The following is a 21479-nucleotide window of genomic DNA, read 5'->3' on the forward strand; positions in this document are numbered from 1 at the left end:
GCCGTTCTCCATGGCCGTTGCTCGGGGATCATCGGGCAGCCGCGCTGCACTGCACATACGTCATTCTACGTAGGTGCCGGGGGGAAGAAGGAAGCTTGGGCTTACCGCCCGGGGTTTTCTGCCGCGGATCCAGGTCGCTACCGCGGCAGACGCGAAGGAGCGGCACGCTCCTCACAAATAGGCCGTCACCGCGGGTGGCCGGTCCCATGCATCATGGCGCCCGTCCTCATAGACGATCGGGGCATTCGCCAGCTCCTCGTCGGTCGCGTCGTCGAGACAGGCGATATTCACCGCATGGAACGGCCCGCCCATGATCTCGAAGTCGGCGCTGCCTAAGGGGTGGACGCCGCAGTGCCGGCAGAACACGTGGCGGATCATGCGCTCGCCGAAGCGGTACTCCGCCAGGGCCTCTTCGCCTGAAAGCAAGGAGAAATCCTCGGGCGTGACGAACACCTTCCAGAATCGCGTCTTGAGGCAGGAGGAACAGTTGCAGCGGAAGGTCGTCGTCCACCACACGCCGGGCCGCGGCGCTGGGGAGCGTTTTCCCTCCGGAGCGAGGTCGAGATTTGCGGAAAAGCGCACCGCGCCGCAGTGGCAGCTCCCGTGATAGGTCTTCTTCATTGTATTTCCTCCTTCCGGGCAGCGACATAGGAAACGAGCCGGTCCATGCACTCGCCCCATCCTTCCGCATGAGAATCGCGGCTCTCGGCGCTCGTGAACGGCGCCTGGCGGAAGGTGAGACGCGTGCCGCCCGCCACGTCCTCAAGGGTTACCGTGATCAGCGTGTCGATGGCGCCCTCCTCTTCCCACGCGAAGCTGAGGACGATACGGCTCGGCTCCACGATCTCGCGATAGATGCCGTGCGCCCAGTAGTCCTGGCCCTCAGGCGAGCGGATACAGCCGCGCCAGGCGCCGCCTTCACGGAAATCCGCAGTGATCGCGGGCACCGTGAAGTCCTTCGGGCCCCACCAGCGCACCAGGTGTTCGGGTGTGGTCCAGACCTTGAAGACGAGGTTGGCGGGCGCGTCGAAGACGCGCGTGATGGTGAGCGCGATCTCTTCCTTCGGAGACGGGGCATTCATGATCTTCTCCCTTGCGGTCGGGCGAACCCGGTTCAGTCGTGATCCGATTTTTCGTTGCGCTGCAACTCGTGAAGATAGCTGTCGAGCCGGTCGAAACTGCCCTCCCAGAAGTGGCGGTAGCGCTCGACCCAATCGGCGATTTCCTTCAACGGCGCCGCCTCCAGCCGGCAGGGCCGCCATTGGGCGTTGCGGCCCCGGGATATCAGCCCCGCACGTTCCAAGACCTTCAGATGTTTGGAAACCGCCGGCAGGCTCATATCGAACGGAGCAGCAAGTTCGTTCACCGTCGCCTCGCCGGCGGCGAGGCGCGCAACGATGGCACGGCGGGTCGGGTCGGCCAATGCCGAGAGGGTGCTGCTGAGTTGGTCCAACATTGATAAACCATCAGGTTAATTAACTTGATGGTTTATTGCAGTAGCGTGGCGTTCTGTCAAGAGCTGCGATCTGCAATGGGCGGGTGTTCTCGCTAGAGCACCTCCAGGAGGAGTGCCTACGGTGCGGAAGTAGGCAGATTCAAAGGCTTGGAGAGCTTCGGTGTTTAATGAACACTGGGCGCTCTGGCGCGGGAGTTTAGCGACGTTGCGGTTGCGGGGGGGTGCGGTGCAACCGATCAACGCATGCCGGCCGAACGCGGAGCGCAAACCACGTCGGCATGGATGAGGTGTTCCTCGGTGCCGTAGGCGATGCCGTTGTAGTCGAAGCAGAAGCGCTTCGGCAGGATGCGGAACAGGTACCGCTCGCCGCAGCTCGCCGGGATTTCGATGCTGTAATCCCGCGGCATGCTGGCGGGCAGCGGATCCGTCCACTTGCGATGGCCGATGAAGGACGCGTCCTTCAGGAGGATCGCAGAGCCGGACGTGCCGACCTCCCCCGTGACGGCTTGGAATTGATCACCCCTGGCCTCCGCCATGGTCGGGTAGTCTTCGGCGTGCGCAGGAGCCGTCCCGGACAAAGACTTCTTTTTGACGGCGATGTGAAAACGCACGTCGTCGCGTTCGGGCACCTTTCCATAGCCGTTCAGATATTTCCACTTCAGCCGTATCGCCCGGTCGAAACCGTCTCGCGGGGAGACCGGTGAAACGATCTCGGTGGAAAATTCCTGGGGACTGTAGCCGTCGCCGTTGCGCCCCGGGCTGGGGCATGCCGTGTAGAGCGGTCTGTATCCGCACTCCTCTCCGCCGGCGCTCCACAGGCATTGACTGAGCGCCCGCCATTCGGCGTCGGTAATCGGGGGCGCTTGTTCGGACAGGTCGCCGCCATAATGGGGCAGCATCCATGGGTGGATCTTGCCTGCACCGCTTCTCGTCGCCCATGCCGTGCGGTGCTCGCCCACCACCGCCAGAAATTTTCGCTGGCCGAGAAGCGGCAGTGCCCGCTCGGGAGAGAGTATCGCCGTCGGCTTCTTTCCAGCGGCGTCAGCGGCAAAGCGCTGGCCCGTCTCCTGCGTCGTCAAGACATGGCACGAGGTGCACGGATGTCCCGGCATGGAGACGATCTTTGCTTCCGTCATTCGCCCCCGTCGAGCCGCCGTGTAGCTGGATCCTACGACGCGGAACGGAGCTTCTGCCCGCCCTTTCCTTTTCGGCAGAAACGCTCCGAGGCCAAAAGCGATGGAGCTCTCGTCGTCCCAGCCGTGACGATAACCGACCCTCGCCTGCTTGACGTGCGGGTCGATGACATGGGGTTCCTTGTTGTCGTGGCATGCGAAGCAATCGACCCTGAACGACCTGTCGTACAGATCTTCTGTGCGGGCTCTGCCTTCAACGTCGGAGTAGGATGCGCCACCGGGCGGCGGAAACGTTTCTCTCCAATCGAAGACTTCGCGGTCTTTCCTCCCGTCGATGAAGGAGACCTCCCCCGTCATCTCGTTGAAACCGATCGCGCCATAAAGGGCGAACCGCGGATCCCCCTCCCGCCAGTAGGGATCGGTGCTAAGCTCGAGGTTCCTGGATGACTTCCTGCAAAGGAACACCCACTCCACAGCGCCGCGCACGACGCGCCTCAGACGGGAGTTCATCCCGCAATAAGTCACCCCTGCAAGCGAAGGCTTGTCGCATCTGTCGATCCGGTCGGTCCATTTGACATGTCTGCCGAACGTATCGAGGTGCTCGAACTCCAGCGCGTTCGACTTCGACGGATTGGGCCTCAGCTCCACAAGATTGCCGCCCACTTCCAGACCGAGACGCCTCGAATCTTCAGCGAGGCAATTGCCTTCCGGCAGAGGTCCGAATACGGCGCGCAGCTCGTCGCCGAACTTGGTGACTGGCCTTTCCGTTGCGGAGGCCGGCGCCCAAGAGACTTCACGGTTCCAGGCCTCCAATGTCGTCGCGAAACCGTTCGCGCGGTCGGAAGGCCATAGCCGTGAAACCAGGTCACGAACGATGGCTTCGGCCGACCGTAATCGCAACACCATCTCGCGACAGGCGTGGAATGTTTCGTGGTTCGTCCGGCGAGGAGTCGAGCGTTCGGCTGTGGCCGCGGCCTGCCCGGGCTCGACCAGCTCCGGGGGAGGAACGAGACATCCGGTAGACGCCTCGCAGTTCACGCTTGTGGCGCACTCAGGCCGGCGCCGCATAGCCTCCGCAACGAGGCTGAAGTCTACCGCTTCAGCAGCAAACGCGGCCGTCTGCGCGTTCAACGACACGAACAAGAGCAGGTATTTCAGCATCGTGGCCTTCTCTCGGCTACGCCTCGGCCGCTTATCTCGCTCTTATGCTGATCCGACCATCGGCCGGTGTAACCACAAGCCTCTTTATCAGAAAAGTTCCTCTTTCCACCGTGACGAATAGGTCGGCCAAGTAGTCTAACTGAGGCAAATTCGAGTCGAAATTCTTGATGAATACAATAACGCTCATGGTCACGTTTAGATCAGTTCCGCGATTGTCGATAATAAATCCACTTAGAATTCGTTTCGTATAAAGACCATTGTCCGATAACGGTCCAAATACGTCTTCGAAATGTCTCCCTATGCCGTCTTTCGAACTGTAACTCTCGTCGGCCGTCGACTTTCCCATTTGACAGAACACATAGGATCCGCTGTCGGCAAAAAGATTCTTCAGAGCGCCTATTTCCCTGTTGTTCATGGCCCAGGTGTACCGCGCCATCAAATCGCTGAGGGCATTTCGGTGCTCGTTGGTGACATTGCTGAACGCGGGCGCGTCCTTCCATTCTTCCGCGGTGGGGCAATCTTGCGCGGCCCCGACGACAGGCATGCCAAACGTCAGGACTGCCGCTGGCACCAAACATTTGATAGTGTTGTGCATGGGAACACCTAATTGCGTTATGGGCATTCCAGCCCAGGAAAAGCGAGAAGACTGCAAAGTATTTGGACGCCATCTGTCAAAGCGCGTGAGAACGCGAAATCCTCCGCTAATGTGGCTGCATCGGCGACTTGGAAACTTCGGCTTTCAAAACAGGGTATTTCCCGTTACTAATGTAGCTTTATTGCAATAAAAGCGCAAGTTGAGGTGCCGAACCTTCGCGTCACGTGACGGGGGTACGATGAGCGATGTCGGAAAATGGCTGCAGAACATCGGGCTCGGCGATCTCGAGCAAACATTCGCGCGCGCCCGTGTCGATTTCGAGAGCCTGCACCTGCTTACGGAAGCCGACCTCCGGGAAATGCGCATCCCGATCGGCCAGCGTCGCAAGCTCATCGCCGCAATCGCGGCCATGGAGAAGACTCCTTCGCCCGACCTTGCCGATAAGAGGCTTCCCGAACGCCGGCAACTGACCATCCTTTTCTGCGACATGGTCGGCTCCACGGATTATGCGGCGAGGCTCGACCCCGAGGACTTCAGCGTCCTCACGCGCACCTACCTCAACACCTGCAACGGGCTCGCGAAATCACATGGCGGCTTTGTCGCGAACTATGTCGGCGACGCGTTGCAGGTCCTGTTTGGCTATCCGATCGCCGAGGAGGATGACGCGGAAAGGGCACTCGAGCTGGCCTTCGACATTCTGCGCGTGGCGCCTCAGGTCGAGACGCCAGACCATTCGCCTCTCAATGTGAGGATCGGCATCGCAAGCGGCCTTGTCGTGGTGGGTGACATCGAGGGGGCGCCGGCCGGCGTTTCCACCGTCGCCTTTGGCCCTGTCCCAAATCTCGCCCAGCGGCTTGAAGCGATGGCAGCGCCGCAGACGATCCTGACCGATCAGACCACCTGCCAGATGGCGCACGGCTCCTTCCTGTTCAGCGATCTTGGCGAAACGATCCTGAAAGGCTTCAGCACCCCCGTTCGCCTGTGGCGCGCCGATCAGCCGATTTCCGTCGGCAGCAGGTTCGCCCGCAAAGGTCATCTGACCGCGCTTGTTGGCCGCCAAAGCGAGATCGCACAGATCGCGGAAATCTGGCGGAGGGTCTCTCGGGAACGGCGCGGAAGAGCGGTCCTCATCAGCGGCGAGCCGGGCATAGGCAAGTCGCGGCTGCTCTTCGAGGTGAAAGAAGAGCTTTCCGGCGTGAAGACGCTTACCGCCCAGTGCTCGTCGGCCTACGCCAACAGCGCGCTCTTCCCTTTCCTTCAACTGTTTCGCCAGGAAGAGGGGATATCCGGCGCCGATCCGCCGGCCATTGCCGCCAGCAAACTGGAGGCCGCCCTCTCGGCGAGCAAGGTGCCGATCGCGGACTCCTTTCCGATCTTCGCCCGATTGCTGAACGTCGAGCAGTCTGACTACCCGCCATCCGCGCTTCCGCCGTCCCAGCAGCAGTTGACGGTCCGGCGAACATATATCGACTGGTTGCTGCGCCAGGCCGGAGCAGGCCCGATGCTGCTTGCCGTCGAGGACGAACAATGGATCGATCCGTCATCGGCAAATCTGCTCCACCGACTGATCGAAGAAGTATCGGATCTCCCCCTGCTCGTCGTTGTGACCTCCCGCGACGGCGCGCTGAAATCTGAACGCCGAAAGAGTTCCATCGAAGAGATCAGGCTCGCGCGCCTGTCGCGCGACGAAGCGAACGAACTCGTCCGGAAGGCTGCAACCGGGGTGCTGCTGGGGACGGACCTTACGCATGCCGTTCTGCGAAAGGCCGAAGGGGTGCCGCTCTTTCTCGAGGAGCTGGCACGGTCAACCTCTGAGCTCGCCGCCTCATCGGGCCCTCATCGATCGGGCGCTCACTACGCCGGTCTTTCGGTGCCGAACTCGCTCCAGTCCTCGCTCCTGTCACGGCTCGACAAGCTTGGCCCGGGCAAGACCATAGCGCAGGTCGCCGCGATCATCGGCCGCGAATTCGACGTCCGGATGCTCGCCAGCGTTGCCGACATGCCGATCGAAACATTGAAGCCGGAACTGGAGCGCCTCACCGCAGTCGGCCTGGTCGCTCCGCAACCCTTCTCGGACTGGCCGAGATACAGCTTCACCCACGCGCTTCTTCAGGAGGCGGCGAGCGGCGCTCTGCTGCGGGACAGGCGTAGACAGCTCCATGCACTGGTCGTGGATGCGATGGAGCGAACGGAGCCGTCGGCCGCAGCCGATCATCCGGAGGTCCTGGCCCAGCATCTGGACGAGGCCGGATTGTACGAGCGTGCCGCTGAACACTGGCTCACGGCCGGTTTGAAACTCGCAGCGACGTGGGCGAAGCAGGAGGCGGCCAATATGTTCGCCAGAGGCCTCGAATGCGCCCGCAAGCTGGCCCCCTCCCGCGATCGCGATGGTATGGAACTCCGCCTCGAGCTGGAGCGCGGTGATGTCCTCTACGCAACGTTCGGTTACATGACGCGCGAGGGAAGCGCTGCGTACCGCAACGTGATGCGCCTCAGCGAAGCGACGGGCGATCCGGAGGCAGCTATCAGGGCCCTGGACGGGCTTTTCGGCACGGCCTTCAACTCCGCCTCCCTCAAGGACGCCGAATGGGCGAGCGATCAGCTCCTGGAGATCGGGCAAAAACGGGACCACCTCAAGGCGCTCGTGCTTGGAAAGCAGTTCCGGGGCATGTGCGCCTTTTCTCGCGGCCAGTTCCGCAAGGCGAAGGCCCTGCTCGAAGATGCCCTTCGGCATCGCGAGAAGGCAGATCGGATCGGCAGCGATTTTCCGAGCATGGCGATGATCTATCTCTCCTGGACGCTTGAGCTTCTGGGGGAAGAGCAGGGCGCGCTTTCGCTCTTCCGGCAGGCGGAAGCCGATGCGAGAAAGCAGACCGACTACCGCCTCGCCGCATGCCTCGGCAACGGCTGCATCCTGATGGCCCTTCGCAACGACCCCGAAACGATGGAGCGCTTGACGGACGAACTCGTGCCGCTGGCGAGAAGGAACGGTTTTCAGCTTTGGCTGAACATGGGCTCCTTCTTCTCCGGATGGCTGCTCGCCATGACCCGCAAGGACGTATCGGGCCTCCAGCAGATGCGCCATGTTTGCGATAACATGGGCGAGCAGGAAATCGACAAGACCTGCTATTTGGGAATGCTCGCCAGCGGTTATCTGCAGCTTGGATTCGATACGGAAGCGTCACAAGCTATCGGTCAAGCCCTGGAACTCGCAAGGAAAACGGGCGAGAACTATTTCACGGCCGAGCTGTTGCGACTACAGGCCGAACTGCTCGTGAGAGGCGACAGCAAGCTTGAGCGAGGGTACAGGCCGCTCAAGCGTGCAATGGCACTGGCGCGCAGGCAGGGTGCCAGGACCTGGGAGGCCAAGGCAAGGCAGACCCTCGCTGGGTTCGAGGACAGGAAGGGGGCGACACGAAGCGAGGCGCGTGGGCCCATCTAGACTGGCTCATCGGTCTGCCGACGTTTTCCGCAATGCAGCAATTTCCCGGGGCGCGCGTCCGTGTTACGACATGGACGGCTGGCACATTCGGCCGGCGTTGAGATGACGAGGGACCATGGCGGCACGCCAGCGCATCATTCCCGTTCGGCGAGAATATAACCGCTGGGTCGCCAACCAGACGCTCGAAGACTATGCGCTGCGCTTCAGCGCCAAGAGCGCGCGGCGCTTCTCCTCGGCGCGCATTTCGCAGACGGCGATCGGCGCCATCTCCTTCCTGGCGCTGGAAGCCATCGGCGGTGCCATTACCATGTCCTACGGCACGACCAACGCCATCGTCGCGATCCTCGTCGCGAGCCTGATGATCCTTCTCGTCGGCTTGCCGATCAGCCGCTATGCCATTCGTCACGGCGTCGACATCGACCTTCTCACGCGCGGCGCGAGCTTCGGCTATATCGGCTCGACGATCACCTCGCTGATCTATGCGAGCTTCACCTTCATCCTCTTCGCGATCGAAGCCTCGATCATGTCCGGGGCGCTGGAGCTTGCGCTCGGCATACCGCTCTGGATCGGCTACATCGTCAGCGCCGTCATGGTGATCCCGCTGGTTACCCATGGCGTGAAGCTGATCAGCCGGTTCCAGCTCGTCACGCAGCCCTTCTGGATCGTCCTGAACATTCTTCCCTTCGTCTTCATCGCGTTTGCGGACTGGGAGAAGGTCGGCCTGTGGCTCGCCTATGCGGGCATCCATCACACATCGGGTCCCCCCGGCACGCTCGCGCCGTTCCATCTCGTCGAATTCGGCGCTGCCTCGGCGGTCATCTTCGCTCTGATGGCGCAGATCGGCGAGCAGGTGGACTTCCTGCGCTTCCTGCCGCCTGACGGCGAGCGCAAGCTCCGCCACCGAATCGCCGTCTTTCTTGCCGGCTCCGGCTGGGTGATCGTCGGCGCGCCGAAGCTGCTGGCCGGCTCCTTTCTCGTCGTCCTGGCGCTCAGTACCGGCGTTCCCTCGACCAGGGCCGCCGACCCGGCGCAGATGTATTACACGGCCTTCGGCTACATCTTCCCATCGGACACGGCCGCGCTCCTGCTGATGGCAGCCTTCGTCGTCGTCTCGCAGCTCAAGATCAACGTGATGAACGCCTATGCGGGCTCGCTCGCCTGGTCGAACTTCTTCTCGCGGCTCACCCACAGCCATCCGGGCCGCGTCATCTGGCTGGTCTTCAATGTGGCGATCGCGCTCCTCCTGATGGAGCTCGGCATCTATCGTCTGCTGGAGGAAACGCTCGGTATCTTTTCGATCGTCGCCATGGCCTGGCTCTCGACGATCTCGGCCGATCTCTTCGTCAACAAGCCGCTCGGTCTCGCCCCGCCCGGAATCGAGTTCAAACGCGCCCATCTTTACGACATCAATCCCGTCGGTCTCGGCACCATGGGCGTGTCGACGCTCTTCGCCCTCGTCGCGCATTTCGGCGCGGCGGGCGAAATCGCCGCCTCGCTCGCACCTTATATCGCGCTCGTCACGGCTTTCGTCGTCTCGCCGCTGATCGCCTGGTGGACGGAGGGGAAATTCTATCTCGCCCGCAAGCCGCGCAAGAGCTGGCTCCGCGAAAACGAGATCACTTGCTCGATCTGCGAGCACCCGTTCGAACCGGAGGACATGGCCTGGTGCCCGGCCTATGCGGCGCCGATCTGCTCGCTCTGCTGTTCGCTCGACAGCCGCTGCCACGACATGTGCAAGCCGAAGGCGCGTCTGAACGCGCAGGTCGCCACCGTGGCCAAGGCGGTCCTGCCCGAAACGGTCGTCGCAAAGCTCGCGACAAGGCTCGGCCGTTACGCGATTTCGGCGGTGATCTCTATTACCGGCATCGGGGTCATCCTGGCGATGATCGCTCACCAGACCACGGCCACCTCCCCCGAGACCGCCGACGTCGTCCAGCGGACCATCGCCATCGTCTTCTTCGTCTTCGCCATCCTTGCCGGCGTCGTGTCCTGGTTCTACGTGCTTGCCCATGACAGCCGGGTCGTTGCGGAAGAGGAATCCTCCCGGCAGAACACGGCTCTCCTGAAGGAGATCGCCGCCCACAAGAAGACGGACGCGGCGCTGCAGGACGCGAAGGAAAGGGCGGAGTCGGCCAATCGCGCGAAGAGCCGCTATGTCGTGGGCCTGAGCCACGAACTGCGCACGCCGCTCAATGCGGTGCTCGGCTACGCCCAGATCCTCGAGCGCGACGAGACGATACCGCCGCCGCGGCAGGGCGCGATCAAGGCGATCAGGCGCAGCGCCGACCATCTCTCCGGACTGATCGACGGCCTCCTCGACATTTCTAAGATCGAAGCCGGCAAGCTGCAGGTCTATTCCAACGAGATCAACATTCAGGACTTTTTGGATCAGATCGTCGACATGTTCCGCCCGCAGGCGCAGGCCAAGGGCATCGCCTTCGAGCACAACCGCGCAGCCTCGCTGCCGCAATATGTGCGGACCGACGACAAGCGCCTGCGGCAAATCCTCGTCAACCTGCTCTCCAATGCCCTGAAGTTCACGGAACGGGGGCATATCCGCTTCGACGTCGCCTATCGCAGCCAGGTTGCAAGTTTCACCATCGAGGATAGCGGCCGCGGCATCGGCGAGAAGGACCTGCCCAGGATCTTCGAGCCCTTTCAGCGCGGCGAGGCGGAATATCGCATGCCGGGCCTCGGTCTCGGCCTGACCATCACGCGCCTGCTCACCCAGACGCTCGGCGGCGAAATCTCCGTCACCAGCGAGAAGGACAAGGGCACGGCCTTCAAGGTCCGGCTGATGCTCTCTGCCGTCGACCGGCCCGCCGCGCTCAAGGACCCGGTCCGCAGGATCAAGTCCTATCGAGGACCACGTCGGACGATCGTCGTCGTCGACGACAATGCGGACCACCGCGACCTGATGGGCGAGCTGCTCGCGCCACTCGGTTTCACCGTTCTTGCAGCGGCGAGCGGGGCGGCCTGCCTGGCGCTCGTCGAACATACGAAACCGGACCTGTTCCTGATCGACATCTCCATGCCCGGCATGAGCGGCTGGGATCTGGTGATGCGGCTGAGGGAAGGCGGCCAGAGCGCGCCGGCGATCATGCTTTCGGCCAATATCGGCGACGGCTCGGCCGCCGGCGCCATCGGCCACAACGATGCGCTTGCCAAGCCCTTCGGCCTGCGCCAGCTCACCGACAAGCTCGCGGTCCACCTGAAACTCGAATGGATTTACGACGACGGCCCGCAGGAAACGTCCGGCACCGGCACGACCCCTGCGGTGGCGAGCCCCGGCCATGATCATTTGAAGGAATTGATCGAGCTCGGCGAAATCGGCTACGTGAGGGGCATCGAAGCAAAATTGACGGAGATCGCCCTGAACCCGGACAACCGAGCCTTCGCCGAGGCGGCGCGCGCCTATGTCGGGGCATTCGATCTCGCGGGCTATGACGCCTTCCTCAAACGCCTGCTCGCCGGGGAGGCGAATGCCCGTGCCTGAGGCAGCGAACGTGCGAGACATCGTACTCCTCGTCGACGATTCACCGGAGGCGCTCGGCTTTTTGACCGAAGCGCTGGAACAGTCCGGCTTTTCCGTATTGATCGCGACCTCCGGCAACGCGGCGCTCAACATCGCCGATCGCATCACGCCGGACATCATCCTGCTCGATGCGGTCATGCCCGGCATGGATGGTTTCGACACCTGCACCCGGCTGAAGGCGAATGCTTCCGTCGCCCAGGTGCCCGTGGTCTTCATGACCGGCCTCACCGAGACGGAGCATGTGGTGCGGGCGCTCGAAGCCGGCGGCGTCGATTACCTGACCAAGCCGATCAATATCGACGAGCTGCGCGCCCGCATCCGCGTCCATCTCTCCAATGCGCGCTCCGCCCAGAGCGCCCGCGTCGCCCTGGACGCGGCGGGGCGGCATCTGCTGGCGGTGCGAGGCGATGGAACGGTCCGCTGGTCGACGCCGCAGGCGACCCGTCTCGTCAACGCGGCCACCGGCAGCGACGACGGTCTCGCCTTCGTCGCCGGGCGCATTGCCGAGTGGATGCGGGAGCGGGAAACCAGTCCCGGCGAAAGGCAAGGGACCTTCACCCTGCAGCGCGCCAGCCAGACGGGCCTGCAGATCTCCTATCTCGGCGCGGTCGGCGCCAATGAATACCTCTTCCGGCTGACGGCCGAGAACGGCTTGAGCGACGACGAAACGCTGCGCCAGCACTTCCGGCTGACCCAGCGGGAGTCCGAGGTGCTGCTGTGGATCGCCAAAGGGAAATCCAACCGCGACATCGGCGAGATCCTGGGCTTGAGCGCGCGCACCGTCACCAAGCATCTCGAACAGATCTATGTGAAGCTCGGCGTCGAAAACCGGGCCTCGGCGGCAGTGAAGGCGACGCAGGTGCTGCACGGGATCTGATCGGCCCGTGCGGCGGGGGACCTTCCCGAAAAGCCCCGAGAGGATTGCGGATGCCGCACGCCATCGCAAAAAAGCGCGGCCCGGAGAACCGGACCGCGCCAACCGCACCGGCGTGCGGTCTCGCCTTGGGAGGCTAGCTTATTCGGCGGGCTGGACGAGCGCCGGGATGGCCTCGGCAGACGCCTCGCCGCCGAGAGCTGCGGAAAGCTGCGCCTGGTCGAGCTCGCCTTCCCACTTCGCCACGACGATCGTCGCAACCGCGTTGCCGACGAAATTGGTCAGGGCGCGGCATTCCGACATGAAACGGTCGATGCCGAGGATCAGCGCCATGCCGGCGACCGGCACGGAGGGAACGACCGAGAGCGTTGCGGCAAGCGTGATGAAGCCGGCGCCCGTAATGCCGGCCGCACCCTTCGAGCTCAGCATCGCGACGAGGAGCAGCAGGATCTGGTCGCCGTATGAGAGCGGCGTATCGGTCGCCTGGGCGATGAACAGGGCCGCAAGCGTCATGTAGATGTTGGTGCCGTCCAGGTTGAAGGAATAGCCGGTCGGAATGACGAGACCGACGACCGAGCGCTTGCAGCCGGCCTTCTCCATCTTGTTCATGAGGCCCGGAAGCGCCGCCTCCGAGGAAGAGGTCCCGAGCACCAGAAGCAGCTCCTCCTTGATGTAGCGGATGAGCGAGAGGATCGAGAAGCCGTTATAGCGTGCGACCGCGCCGAGCACGATGAAGACGAAGAGAAACGACGTCAAATAGAAGGTACCGATCAGCATGGCGAGATTGGCGATCGAGGCGATGCCGTACTTGCCGATGGTGAAGGCCATGGCGCCGAAGGCGCCGATCGGGGCGGCCTTCATGAGGATCGCAACGAGCCGGAAGATCGGAAGCGTCAGCGCCTGCAGGAAATCGACTACGGGCTCGGCTTTCTTGCCGACGATCGCCAGCGAAATACCGAAGAGCACCGAGATGAACAGGACCTGCAGGATGTCGCCCTCGGCGAAGGCGCCGACAAGCGTCGTCGGGATGATGTTCATCAGGAAGCCGGTGATCGACTGCTCGTGCGCCTTCTCGGCATAGGTCGCGACCGCCTTGGCGTCCAGCGAGGCCGGATCGATATGCATTCCCGCGCCCGGCTGGACCACGTTTGCGACGACGAGGCCGACGAGAAGGGCAAGGGTGGAGAAGGCGAGAAAGTAGATCATCGCCTTGCCGGCCACGCGGCCGACCTTGGCGAGATCGGTCATGCCGGCAATGCCTGTCGCGACCGTCAGGAAGATCACCGGCGCGATGATCATCTTCACGAGCCTGATGAAGGCGTCGCCGAGCGGTTTGAGCTCCGTGCCGATGTCCGGATAGAAATGCCCGAGCAGGATGCCCGCGGCGATCGCGGCCAGCACCTGGACATAGAGATGGCGGTAAAGGGGTGTCTTGCCGCGGACCTCCGCGGAATGTTCGATGATCATGATGTCCTCCACGTGGCAGGCCCAGTCCGGCGACATGCCGGGCCTCCCGGGCCGCTTTCCGAAGATCGACAGCAATGGCTGCCTTGTGGAGCTGGTGAGCAACATGCGTGCCAGTTTGCCGCGGAGGCCGATGCGATTGAATTCACGAGATTTTTGGGAGCGGCGCACGCTTTCTGTTCGTGGATATGTGCGGATTTCCGCACAGACACGCTGGCGCGCTGGGCGAAATCATGCACAATGCTCGCATGATCAGACTTCCTGCAGATGCGAGCGATCCGCATGCGCTTCGCAGCCGGGCCCGACGGTCCTGGCTGATTTTCGCGGCAGTCGCGCTGGTCCTTCTGGCGGCCGGCCTTCTTCTTGCGCGAGACTACGGCCGGTCGCAGGCGCTCGCCGGCCTTGCCGGTCAGAGCCGGATCGACGCCAGCCTGAAAGCCTCGCTTCTTCGGGCAGTCGTGGAACGGCAGCGCGCCCTGCCGCTTGTCCTCGCCGACGACGCAGCCATTCGTGGGGCATTGCTTTCGCCGGACAGGCCGTCGCTCGACCGTATCAACCGCAAGCTCGAGGCGCTGGCGACAAGCGCCGAAGCCGCGGTCATCTATCTGATCGACCGGAGCGGCGTGGCCGTCGCGGCCAGCAATTGGCAGGAGCCGACGAGTTTCGTCGGCAACGACTATGCCTTCCGCGACTATTTTCGGCTCGCCGTGCGCGACGGCATGGCCGAACACTTCGCCATGGGCACGGTCAGCAAGCGGCCCGGGCTTTATATTTCCCGGCGCGTCGACGGGCCCGGCGGTCCGCTGGGGGTGATCGTCGCCAAGCTCGAATTCGACGGGGTCGAGGCGGATTGGCAGGTCTCCGGCAAGCCGGCCTATGTCACCGACCGGCGCGGCATCGTCCTCATCACCAGCCTGCCCTCCTGGCGCTTCATGACGACGAAGCCGATCCCCGAAGACCGGCTCGCACCCATCCGCGAAAGCCTGCAGTTCGGCGATGCACCGCTGCTGCCGCTGCCTTTCCGGAAGATCGAAGCGCGGCCCGATGGCTCCTCCACGCTGGACGCCCTGCTGCCGGGCGACTCCAACGCAGCCTTCCTGCGCGTGGAAACCATGGTGCCGTCGACGAACTGGCGGCTCGAGCAGTTGTCGCCGCTGAAGGCGCCGCTTGCCGCGGGTGCGCGGGAAGCGCAGCTCCTCACCCTTGCCACGCTCGTACCGCTTCTCGCGCTTGCCGCATTGCTCCTGCGCCGTCGCCAGGTCGTCGCCATGCGCAGCGCCGAGGAGCGGCTGGCCCGCAATGCGCTTGAGGCAAGCGTCGAGGAGCGGACGCGCGACCTGCGCATGGCGCGCGACCGTCTCGAAACCGAGATCGCCGACCACCGGCAGACCACCGAGAAGCTCCAGGCAGTGCAGCAGGACCTCGTCCAGGCGAACCGACTGGCGATCCTCGGCCAGGTCGCGGCCGGGGTTGCCCATGAGATCAACCAGCCGGTCGCCACCATCCGCGCCTATGCCGATAATGCCCGCACCTTTCTCGACCGCGGCCAGAGCTCCACCGCCGCCGAGAACATGGAAAGCATCGCCGAACTTACCGACCGGGTCGGCGCCATCACCGACGAACTGCGCCGCTTCGCCCGCAAGGGCCATTTCGCGGCTGGGCCGACCGCGATGAAGGAGGTCGTCGAGGGTGCGCTCATGCTGCTCCGAAGCCGTTTTGCCGGACGGATGGACGCAATACGCATCGATCTGCCGCCCGATGACCTCCAGGCACTCGGCAACCGCATCCGGCTGGAGCAGGTCTTGATCAACCTTCTGCAGAATGCGCTGGAAGCGATCGGCGACAGCGAGAACGGCGCGATCCGGGTGCGCTGCGAGGACGTGGCCGGCGGTATCGCGCTGACCGTCGCCGACAATGGCCCGGGGATTGCGGCCGATGTCCGCGAAGAGCTGTTCACGCCGTTCAACACTTCGAAGGAAGACGGGCTGGGCCTCGGTCTCGCCATCTCCAAGGAGATCGTCTCCGACTATGGCGGCACGATCGAGGTCGAGAGCAGTCCCTCCGGAACGACATTTACCGTCAATCTCAAGAAGGCCTGAGCGATGAGCGCCGCCCCATCCGTGTTCCTGATCGATGACGACCGCGATCTGCGCAAGGCGATGCAGCAGACGCTCGAGCTTGCGGGCTTCACCGTCTCGTCCTTTGCCAGCGCGACGGAGGCGCTCTCCGAACTTTCCGCCGACTTCGCGGGAGTCGTCATCAGCGATATCCGCATGCCGGGCATGGACGGGCTCGCCCTTTTCCGCAAGGTTCTGTCGCTCGATCCGGACCTGCCGATGATCCTTGTCACGGGACACGGCGACATACCGATGGCGGTGCAGGCGATCCAGGACGGCGTCTATGACTTCATCGCCAAGCCGTTTGCCGCCGACCGTCTTGTCCAGAGCGCCCGGCGCGCAGAGGAGAAACGGCGGCTCGTCATGGAGAACCGGGCGCTGCGCCGCGCGGCCGAAGCCGCCTCCGAAGGCCTGCCGCTGATCGGCCAGACGCCGGCCATGGAGAGGCTTCGCCAGACCTTGAAACACATCGCCGACACCGATGTCGATGTGCTGGTCGCCGGCGAGACGGGCAGCGGCAAGGAGGTCGTCGCCACGCTGCTGCACCAATGGAGCCGGCGCAGAACCGGCAACTTCGTCGCACTGAATTGCGGCGCTCTGCCGGAAACGGTCATCGAAAGCGAGCTCTTCGGCCACGAGCCCGGCGCCTTTACCGGCGCCGTCAAGAAGCGGGTCGGCAGGATCGAGCACGCGAACGGCGGCACCCTCTTCCTCGACGAGATCGAGGCGATGCCGCCGGCAACCCAGGTGAAGATGCTGCGCGTGCTGGAAGCACGCGAGATCACCCCGCTCGGCACCAACCTGACCCGTCCCGTCGACATCCGCGTCGTCGCCGCAGCCAAGGTCGACCTCGGCGATCCGGCCGCGCGCGGCGATTTCCGCGAGGATCTCTATTACCGGCTGAATGTCGTGACGCTCTCGATCCCGCCCTTGCGCGAACGGCGCGACGACATCCCCCTCCTCTTCTCCCATTTCCTGGCCCGCGCCTCGGAACGCTTCGGCCGCGACGTGCCCGCGATCTCGGCTGCCATGCGCGCCTACCTGGCCACGCATTCCTGGCCGGGCAATGTGCGCGAGCTTTCGCACTTCGCCGAACGGGTCGCGCTGGGGGTGGAGGGCAACCTGGGAGCCCCGGCCGCAGCGCCCGCCTCAAGCGGAGCGACCCTGCCGGAAAGATTGGAACGCTACGAGGCCGATATCCTCAAGCAGGCCCTTACGGAGCACCGCGGCGACGTCAAGGAGACCCTGCAAGCCCTCGGCATCCCCCGCAAGACTTTTTACGACAAGCTGCAGCGACATGGGATCAACCGGGCGGATTTTATCGACCGGGCAGGCGCGAAGAGTGGCGACGCGTAGGTGGACAGTTTGCCCACTCCGACCCTCCCCGTTCGACCGGAGGGGAGTTGAGGCGGCGCTGCGAGCCCTCTTCGCCCCGCTTGCGGCGAGAAGGCCGCTATTCCGCCGTCGCCTCGAAGTCGACCCTGTCGAGAAGCAGAAGCGGATTTTGCGAAGCAACCGCGAATTCGAGCGCACCGATGCCGCTGGCGGATTTGGCCTTGGCCGTCAGCGTGAATGTCCCCGGTTTCGCGATGAACCGCGAAACTGCATCCACCACGTTCCGCAGCCGAGGCTCCTGCGCGGCAAATTGCTGCAGCATCACCGACGCCGTCATTTCCAGCATGCCGCGTGCCTGATCCTCCGTCATGCCGTTTTGTTCGGCATAGACCTGTATCCCTTTGGCGGTGAAGCCCTTGTCCTCGATCTTCAGGCTTGCTTCCCGCGCGGTGAGGCCGAACAACGCCGCCTGCGCCTTAGCCGCGTCGCCCGAAAAGAAGTCGCCGCTCACGCCTCCCAGAAGGCCGGAGAGGGAAAAGCGGCCAATATCCTTTCCGCTCGTGGAGATATCCTTGATGACCAGAGTCTCGGTCGCTTCGTCCCAGGCGGCTTCGAGGTTGGAGGAGAGGACCAACTCGTTGAAGCCCAGCTTGCGAAGTTTGGCGAGAGTCTCGTCCTGCGTATGCTCCGGGATTTGAAGGGCGAAGTCCTGGTATCCGGCGCGGACGTCAGTCGGAATGCCGTTTCGCGGTTTTGCGAGCGCCAGCTCGTATCCCTTCATCGTGAAGCGGATGCGTTGCGGCCGAGCGCCCTCTCCAGCATCCGGAGTGTCGTTGTATTCGTCCCAGTCTTCCACGCCGGTGCCCGAGTCAGGCAGATCCGCATCGATTCCCGCCACGCGGAACGTTCCGAACTCCGGCAGCAGCGTCGTGAAAGGGAAGCTCTCATGCTGCCCATCCTGCAGAGCGACGAACTTCTTCAGCGCTTCGACGCTGGGATCCCAGGAAAAGCCCGAAATGCTTGCTTCGGAGACTTTGACGTAGTCAGCGCCCTCCGCCATCGAGAAGCCATTCACAGACGCGTCGAGCTTCCGGCCATCCAGCCGGAGCGCGAGGCGATCCATCGCCAGCTTGATCCTCTCGCCCTCTTCACCATCCTTGTCCGGCGCGTCGATCTTCAGACCCAGCATTTCCATGTCGGCCTTCCTCGTCAAATCGGCGACCGACAGAATCCGGGCGAAATAGTCTTGACGCTCCGCCACGGGCAGATCCTCGGGCGACGAGACCGAGTTGAGCTTCTCCAGAGTCTCGCCAAGCGGCTCGTCCAGCATCCGCATGCTTACGCCGCTGCTGCGAACCTCGTCATAGCCGAAGCTCGCCTCGCCATCCGAAAAGGCGATATCCTTGATCGAGAATGGCCCATAGACAGGCCTTGCCTGCCCGTCGCCCGGCCCGGCTTTTTCAGTATAGATGCGGGCCAGATAGGCGGCATCGACGTCCTGCCCCGTCATGGCTCCGAGGGAGCCCGTCAGCCGCCTCTCCTCGCCGCCCTCTCCATCGGAGGCGCCTATGCCGGCTTCGAAGCTCGCACCACTCGCCGAATAGCGCGCGATGCGGCCATCCACGATACCTTCCGAGACCACGTTCTTGTAGACCAGCTTCTGCTCGCTACCGGCAACCGTCTGCGTGATGATCACCTCAGGGGCGGTGGCGCTCTTTGCCGTAAAAAGCGCCAGCTGTTTCGGCAGCGAAAGATCGCTTCCCGCGCCGAACATTTGCGCCAGCGTGTCGCGACCGAACTCCGCCTGCTCGACGATCACCTTCGGCACGGCGATCTTGCCCGGGCGCATATCGAGGTCCACGCCGCTGACCTCGAGCATGCCGTCCAGGAACAGGATCCTGGGCCGCCCGTCGATCGCGGCGACGCGAATTTCGGATCCTTCCTTCAGCGGCAGCGTCAGGTCGCGCAGGTGAATGCGCCCGAAGAAGTCCGCTTCGACCGTGCCCACTCTGCCGCCCCGTTCGGCGATCAGCCTGCTCACGCTCTTTTCGACAGCAATCTTGTAACCGGTCGCGCCTGCGGCTGCGATTGCGATGACCGCAACAGCCGCCCAAAGCGCCTTGCGTCCCCTTTTCCTGGTCCCCGTCTCCGCCTGCCCCAAGACCTTCACCCCTTTTCGCTATGCGCATCATGGCGCTTCGACTCGGACGGTAAGTAGATTTAGAACTTTGCATTTGCAAGCATGGCGCGAGCCCTGCGCACGGGATTTAGCCGGTGCAAAAACCATCTTGACGCCGCGGCGATAACCGTCCCTAATTGCGCCATTCACCAGGGGGGTCCCGGCAAGGGGCTGAGATACTGCTAGCGCGCGCAGTGACCCGTTGAACCTGATCCAGTTCATACTGGCGTAGGGACGGTGCAGACGTGCAGCAGCCAGGATTCCGTTTATCGGCAATTCATCGGCGATACGTCTTTTCATCCTTCCGGCTTCAGAACTGGGTCTCCAACGCGAAAACATTGGAGCCTCAAGATGAATCTAATCAAGCCTCTCGCCGCTGCGCCCTCGGTCACGCAAGGACCGCTCCCGGCATCCCGCAAGGTTTACAAGCCGGGCGAGATCCACCCGGAGATCCGCGTGCCGATGCGCGAGATCGCGCTGCATCCGACCTCCGGCGAGCCGCCGGTGACTGTTTACGATTCCTCCGGCCCCTACACGGTCGAAAACGCCGATATCCGCATCGACGCGGGCCTGCCGCGCCTTCGCAGCGACTGGGTTCTGAAGCGCGGCGATGTCGAAAGCTACGACGGCCGTGCGGTGAAGGCCGAAGATAACGGCTTTGCGACCGGCGAAAGGCTGACGCCGGAATTCCCGATTCGTCACCAGCCGCTCAAGGCGAAGCCGGGAAAAGCGGTAACCCAGCTCGCCTATGCCCGCGCCGGCATCGTCACGCCGGAGATGGAGTTCATCGCCATCCGCGAAAATCTCGGCCGGAAGGCCGCGAAGGAGGCGCTTGCCCGAGACGGCGAAAGCTTCGGTGCCTCGGTCCCCGATTTCGTGACGCCGGAATTCGTGCGACAGGAAGTGGCGAGCGGCCGCGCCATCATTCCGGCCAATATCAACCACCCGGAAGCCGAGCCGATGATCATCGGCCGCAACTTCCTGGTGAAGATCAACGCCAATATCGGCAATTCCGCCGTCACCTCATCGATGGCCGAGGAGGTCGAGAAGATGGTCTGGGCGACCCGCTGGGGCGCCGACACGGTCATGGACCTTTCCACCGGCCGCAACATTCACAACATCCGCGAATGGATCATCCGCAATTCGCCGGTACCGATCGGCACCGTGCCGCTCTACCAGGCGCTGGAAAAGGTAAACGGCATCGCCGAGGATCTTTCCTGGGAGGTCTTCCGCGACACGCTGATCGAGCAGGCGGAACAGGGCGTCGACTATTTCACCATCCATGCCGGGGTCAGGCTTCACTATATCCCGCTCACCGTGGATCGCGTCACGGGCATCGTTTCGCGCGGCGGCTCGATCATGGCGAAGTGGTGCCTGCATCACCACCGCGAGAGCTTCCTCTACGAGCATTTCGAGGAGATCTGCGACATCTGCCGCGCCTATGACGTTTCCTTCTCGCTCGGCGACGGCCTGCGTCCCGGCTCCATCGCCGACGCAAACGACCGGGCCCAGTTCGCGGAGCTCGAAACGCTCGGCGAACTGACGAAGATCGCCTGGGCCAAGGATTGCCAGGTGATGATCGAAGGGCCGGGCCATGTGCCGATGCACAAGATCAAGGAGAACATGGACAAGCAGCTCGCCGTCTGCGGAGAAGCGCCCTTCTATACGCTCGGGCCGCTCACCACCGATATCGCGCCCGGCTACGACCACATCACGTCAGGCATTGGCGCGGCGATGATCGGCTGGTTCGGCACCGCCATGCTTTGCTACGTGACGCCGAAGGAACATCTGGGCCTGCCCGACCGCAACGACGTCAAGACCGGCGTGATCACCTACAAGATCGCCGCCCATGCCGCCGATCTCGCCAAAGGACACCCGGCCGCCCGAACTCGCGACGACGCGCTGTCGCGCGCCCGCTTCGAGTTCCGCTGGGAGGATCAGTTCAACCTCTCGCTCGACCCCGAGACCGCGCGCAATTTCCACGACGAGACCCTGCCCAAGGAGGCGCACAAGGTCGCGCATTTCTGCTCCATGTGCGGACCGAAATTCTGTTCGATGCGGATTTCCCACGATATCCGCGCCGAGGCGCAGAAGGAGGGCCTCGAGGCGATGGCCGCCAGATATCGCGACGGCGGCGACCTCTATATGCCGGTCGATGAAAGCAATGCCGCGCCCGCTGGAGAATGAA

At 63.4% G+C, this 21479-nt stretch carries 13 protein-coding genes and 1 riboswitch; of the genes, 6 read left to right on the forward strand and 7 right to left on the reverse strand.

Features of this window, described 5'->3' with window-relative positions:
• Positions 1-171 precede the first annotated feature (171 nt).
• From ACTJKL_RS06370 to ACTJKL_RS06390, 5 genes are all read right to left on the reverse strand, one after another.
• The gene (locus ACTJKL_RS06370; RefSeq protein WP_100671176.1) at positions 172-621 is read right to left on the reverse strand and encodes a GFA family protein; all 450 of its coding nucleotides are present in this window, start codon (positions 619-621) and stop codon (positions 172-174) included.
• Positions 618-1082, reverse strand: a complete 465-nt coding sequence (locus ACTJKL_RS06375; protein ID WP_127708166.1) for an SRPBCC family protein — start codon at positions 1080-1082, stop codon at positions 618-620. Before ACTJKL_RS06375 ends, ACTJKL_RS06370 begins: the two co-directional genes overlap by 4 nt.
• Before the next feature lie 32 nt (positions 1083-1114).
• Complete coding sequence (locus ACTJKL_RS06380; RefSeq protein WP_018096111.1) at positions 1115-1453, reverse strand: ArsR/SmtB family transcription factor; 339 nt, start codon at positions 1451-1453, stop codon at positions 1115-1117.
• 239 nt (positions 1454-1692) lie between these two features.
• The gene (locus ACTJKL_RS06385; protein ID WP_440852479.1) at positions 1693-3750 is read right to left on the reverse strand and encodes a hypothetical protein; all 2058 of its coding nucleotides are present in this window, start codon (positions 3748-3750) and stop codon (positions 1693-1695) included.
• 31 nt (positions 3751-3781) lie between these two features.
• A complete protein-coding gene (locus tag ACTJKL_RS06390) occupies positions 3782-4345 on the reverse strand; it encodes a hypothetical protein (RefSeq protein ID WP_338282046.1) in 564 nt (187 codons plus the stop codon).
• A gap of 238 nt (positions 4346-4583) precedes the next feature.
• Here ACTJKL_RS06390 and ACTJKL_RS06395 point away from each other — a divergent pair, with 238 nt between their 5' ends.
• From ACTJKL_RS06395 to ACTJKL_RS06405, 3 genes are all read left to right on the forward strand, one after another.
• A complete protein-coding gene (locus tag ACTJKL_RS06395) occupies positions 4584-7787 on the forward strand; it encodes an ATP-binding protein (protein WP_440852480.1) in 3204 nt (1067 codons plus the stop codon).
• Between the two features lie 115 nt (positions 7788-7902).
• Positions 7903-11283, forward strand: a complete 3381-nt coding sequence (locus tag ACTJKL_RS06400) for a hybrid sensor histidine kinase/response regulator (RefSeq protein ID WP_440852481.1) — start codon at positions 7903-7905, stop codon at positions 11281-11283.
• Positions 11270-12199: a response regulator transcription factor gene (locus ACTJKL_RS06405; protein ID WP_127708172.1), complete on the forward strand. Its 930-nt coding sequence runs from the start codon at positions 11270-11272 to the stop codon at positions 12197-12199. The genes ACTJKL_RS06400 and ACTJKL_RS06405 overlap by 14 nt, the downstream gene beginning before the upstream one ends.
• A gap of 138 nt (positions 12200-12337) precedes the next feature.
• On the opposite strand, the gene ACTJKL_RS06410 is transcribed toward ACTJKL_RS06405, so the two are convergent.
• Complete coding sequence (locus tag ACTJKL_RS06410) at positions 12338-13663, reverse strand: dicarboxylate/amino acid:cation symporter (protein ID WP_100671166.1); 1326 nt, start codon at positions 13661-13663, stop codon at positions 12338-12340.
• Between the two features lie 230 nt (positions 13664-13893).
• Between ACTJKL_RS06410 and ACTJKL_RS06415 the strand changes: the two genes are divergently transcribed.
• The gene (locus tag ACTJKL_RS06415; RefSeq protein ID WP_440852482.1) at positions 13894-15759 is read left to right on the forward strand and encodes a sensor histidine kinase; all 1866 of its coding nucleotides are present in this window, start codon (positions 13894-13896) and stop codon (positions 15757-15759) included.
• Between the two features lie 3 nt (positions 15760-15762).
• Positions 15763-17133, forward strand: coding sequence for a C4-dicarboxylate transport transcriptional regulatory protein DctD (gene dctD / locus ACTJKL_RS06420; protein WP_411926523.1), 1371 nt, complete (start codon positions 15763-15765; stop codon positions 17131-17133).
• Positions 17134-17230: 97 nt separating this feature from the next.
• Here dctD and ACTJKL_RS06425 read toward each other — a convergent pair whose 3' ends face one another.
• Positions 17231-19273, reverse strand: a complete 2043-nt coding sequence (locus ACTJKL_RS06425) for an aq_1923 C-terminal domain (protein ID WP_440852604.1) — start codon at positions 19271-19273, stop codon at positions 17231-17233.
• Between the two features lie 159 nt (positions 19274-19432).
• A riboswitch (TPP riboswitch) is annotated at positions 19433-19544 on the forward strand.
• 98 nt (positions 19545-19642) lie between these two features.
• Between ACTJKL_RS06425 and thiC the strand changes: the two genes are divergently transcribed.
• Entirely contained in the window at positions 19643-21478 is a 1836-nt protein-coding gene (gene thiC / locus ACTJKL_RS06430; protein WP_275599496.1) for a phosphomethylpyrimidine synthase ThiC, read from the forward strand.
• Position 21479 lies beyond the last annotated feature (1 nt).

Source organism: Sinorhizobium sp. 22678 (assembly GCF_052044265.1).
Lineage (GTDB): Bacteria > Pseudomonadota > Alphaproteobacteria > Rhizobiales > Rhizobiaceae > Sinorhizobium > Sinorhizobium meliloti_A.

Coding starts and splice junctions, on each gene's coding strand:
- ACTJKL_RS06390 (WP_338282046.1), bottom strand. CDS start 4,345: ATGCACAACACTATCAAATGTTTGGTGCCAGCGGCAGTCCTGACGTTT.
- ACTJKL_RS06410 (WP_100671166.1), bottom strand. CDS start 13,663: ATGATCATCGAACATTCCGCGGAGGTCCGCGGCAAGACACCCCTTTAC.
- ACTJKL_RS06385 (WP_440852479.1), bottom strand. CDS start 3,750: ATGCTGAAATACCTGCTCTTGTTCGTGTCGTTGAACGCGCAGACGGCC.
- ACTJKL_RS06405 (WP_127708172.1), top strand. CDS start 11,270: ATGCCCGTGCCTGAGGCAGCGAACGTGCGAGACATCGTACTCCTCGTC.
- ACTJKL_RS06415 (WP_440852482.1), top strand. CDS start 13,894: ATGCACAATGCTCGCATGATCAGACTTCCTGCAGATGCGAGCGATCCG.
- ACTJKL_RS06375 (WP_127708166.1), bottom strand. CDS start 1,082: ATGAATGCCCCGTCTCCGAAGGAAGAGATCGCGCTCACCATCACGCGC.
- dctD (WP_411926523.1), top strand. CDS start 15,763: ATGAGCGCCGCCCCATCCGTGTTCCTGATCGATGACGACCGCGATCTG.
- ACTJKL_RS06395 (WP_440852480.1), top strand. CDS start 4,584: ATGAGCGATGTCGGAAAATGGCTGCAGAACATCGGGCTCGGCGATCTC.
- thiC (WP_275599496.1), top strand. CDS start 19,643: ATGAATCTAATCAAGCCTCTCGCCGCTGCGCCCTCGGTCACGCAAGGA.
- ACTJKL_RS06370 (WP_100671176.1), bottom strand. CDS start 621: ATGAAGAAGACCTATCACGGGAGCTGCCACTGCGGCGCGGTGCGCTTT.
- ACTJKL_RS06400 (WP_440852481.1), top strand. CDS start 7,903: ATGGCGGCACGCCAGCGCATCATTCCCGTTCGGCGAGAATATAACCGC.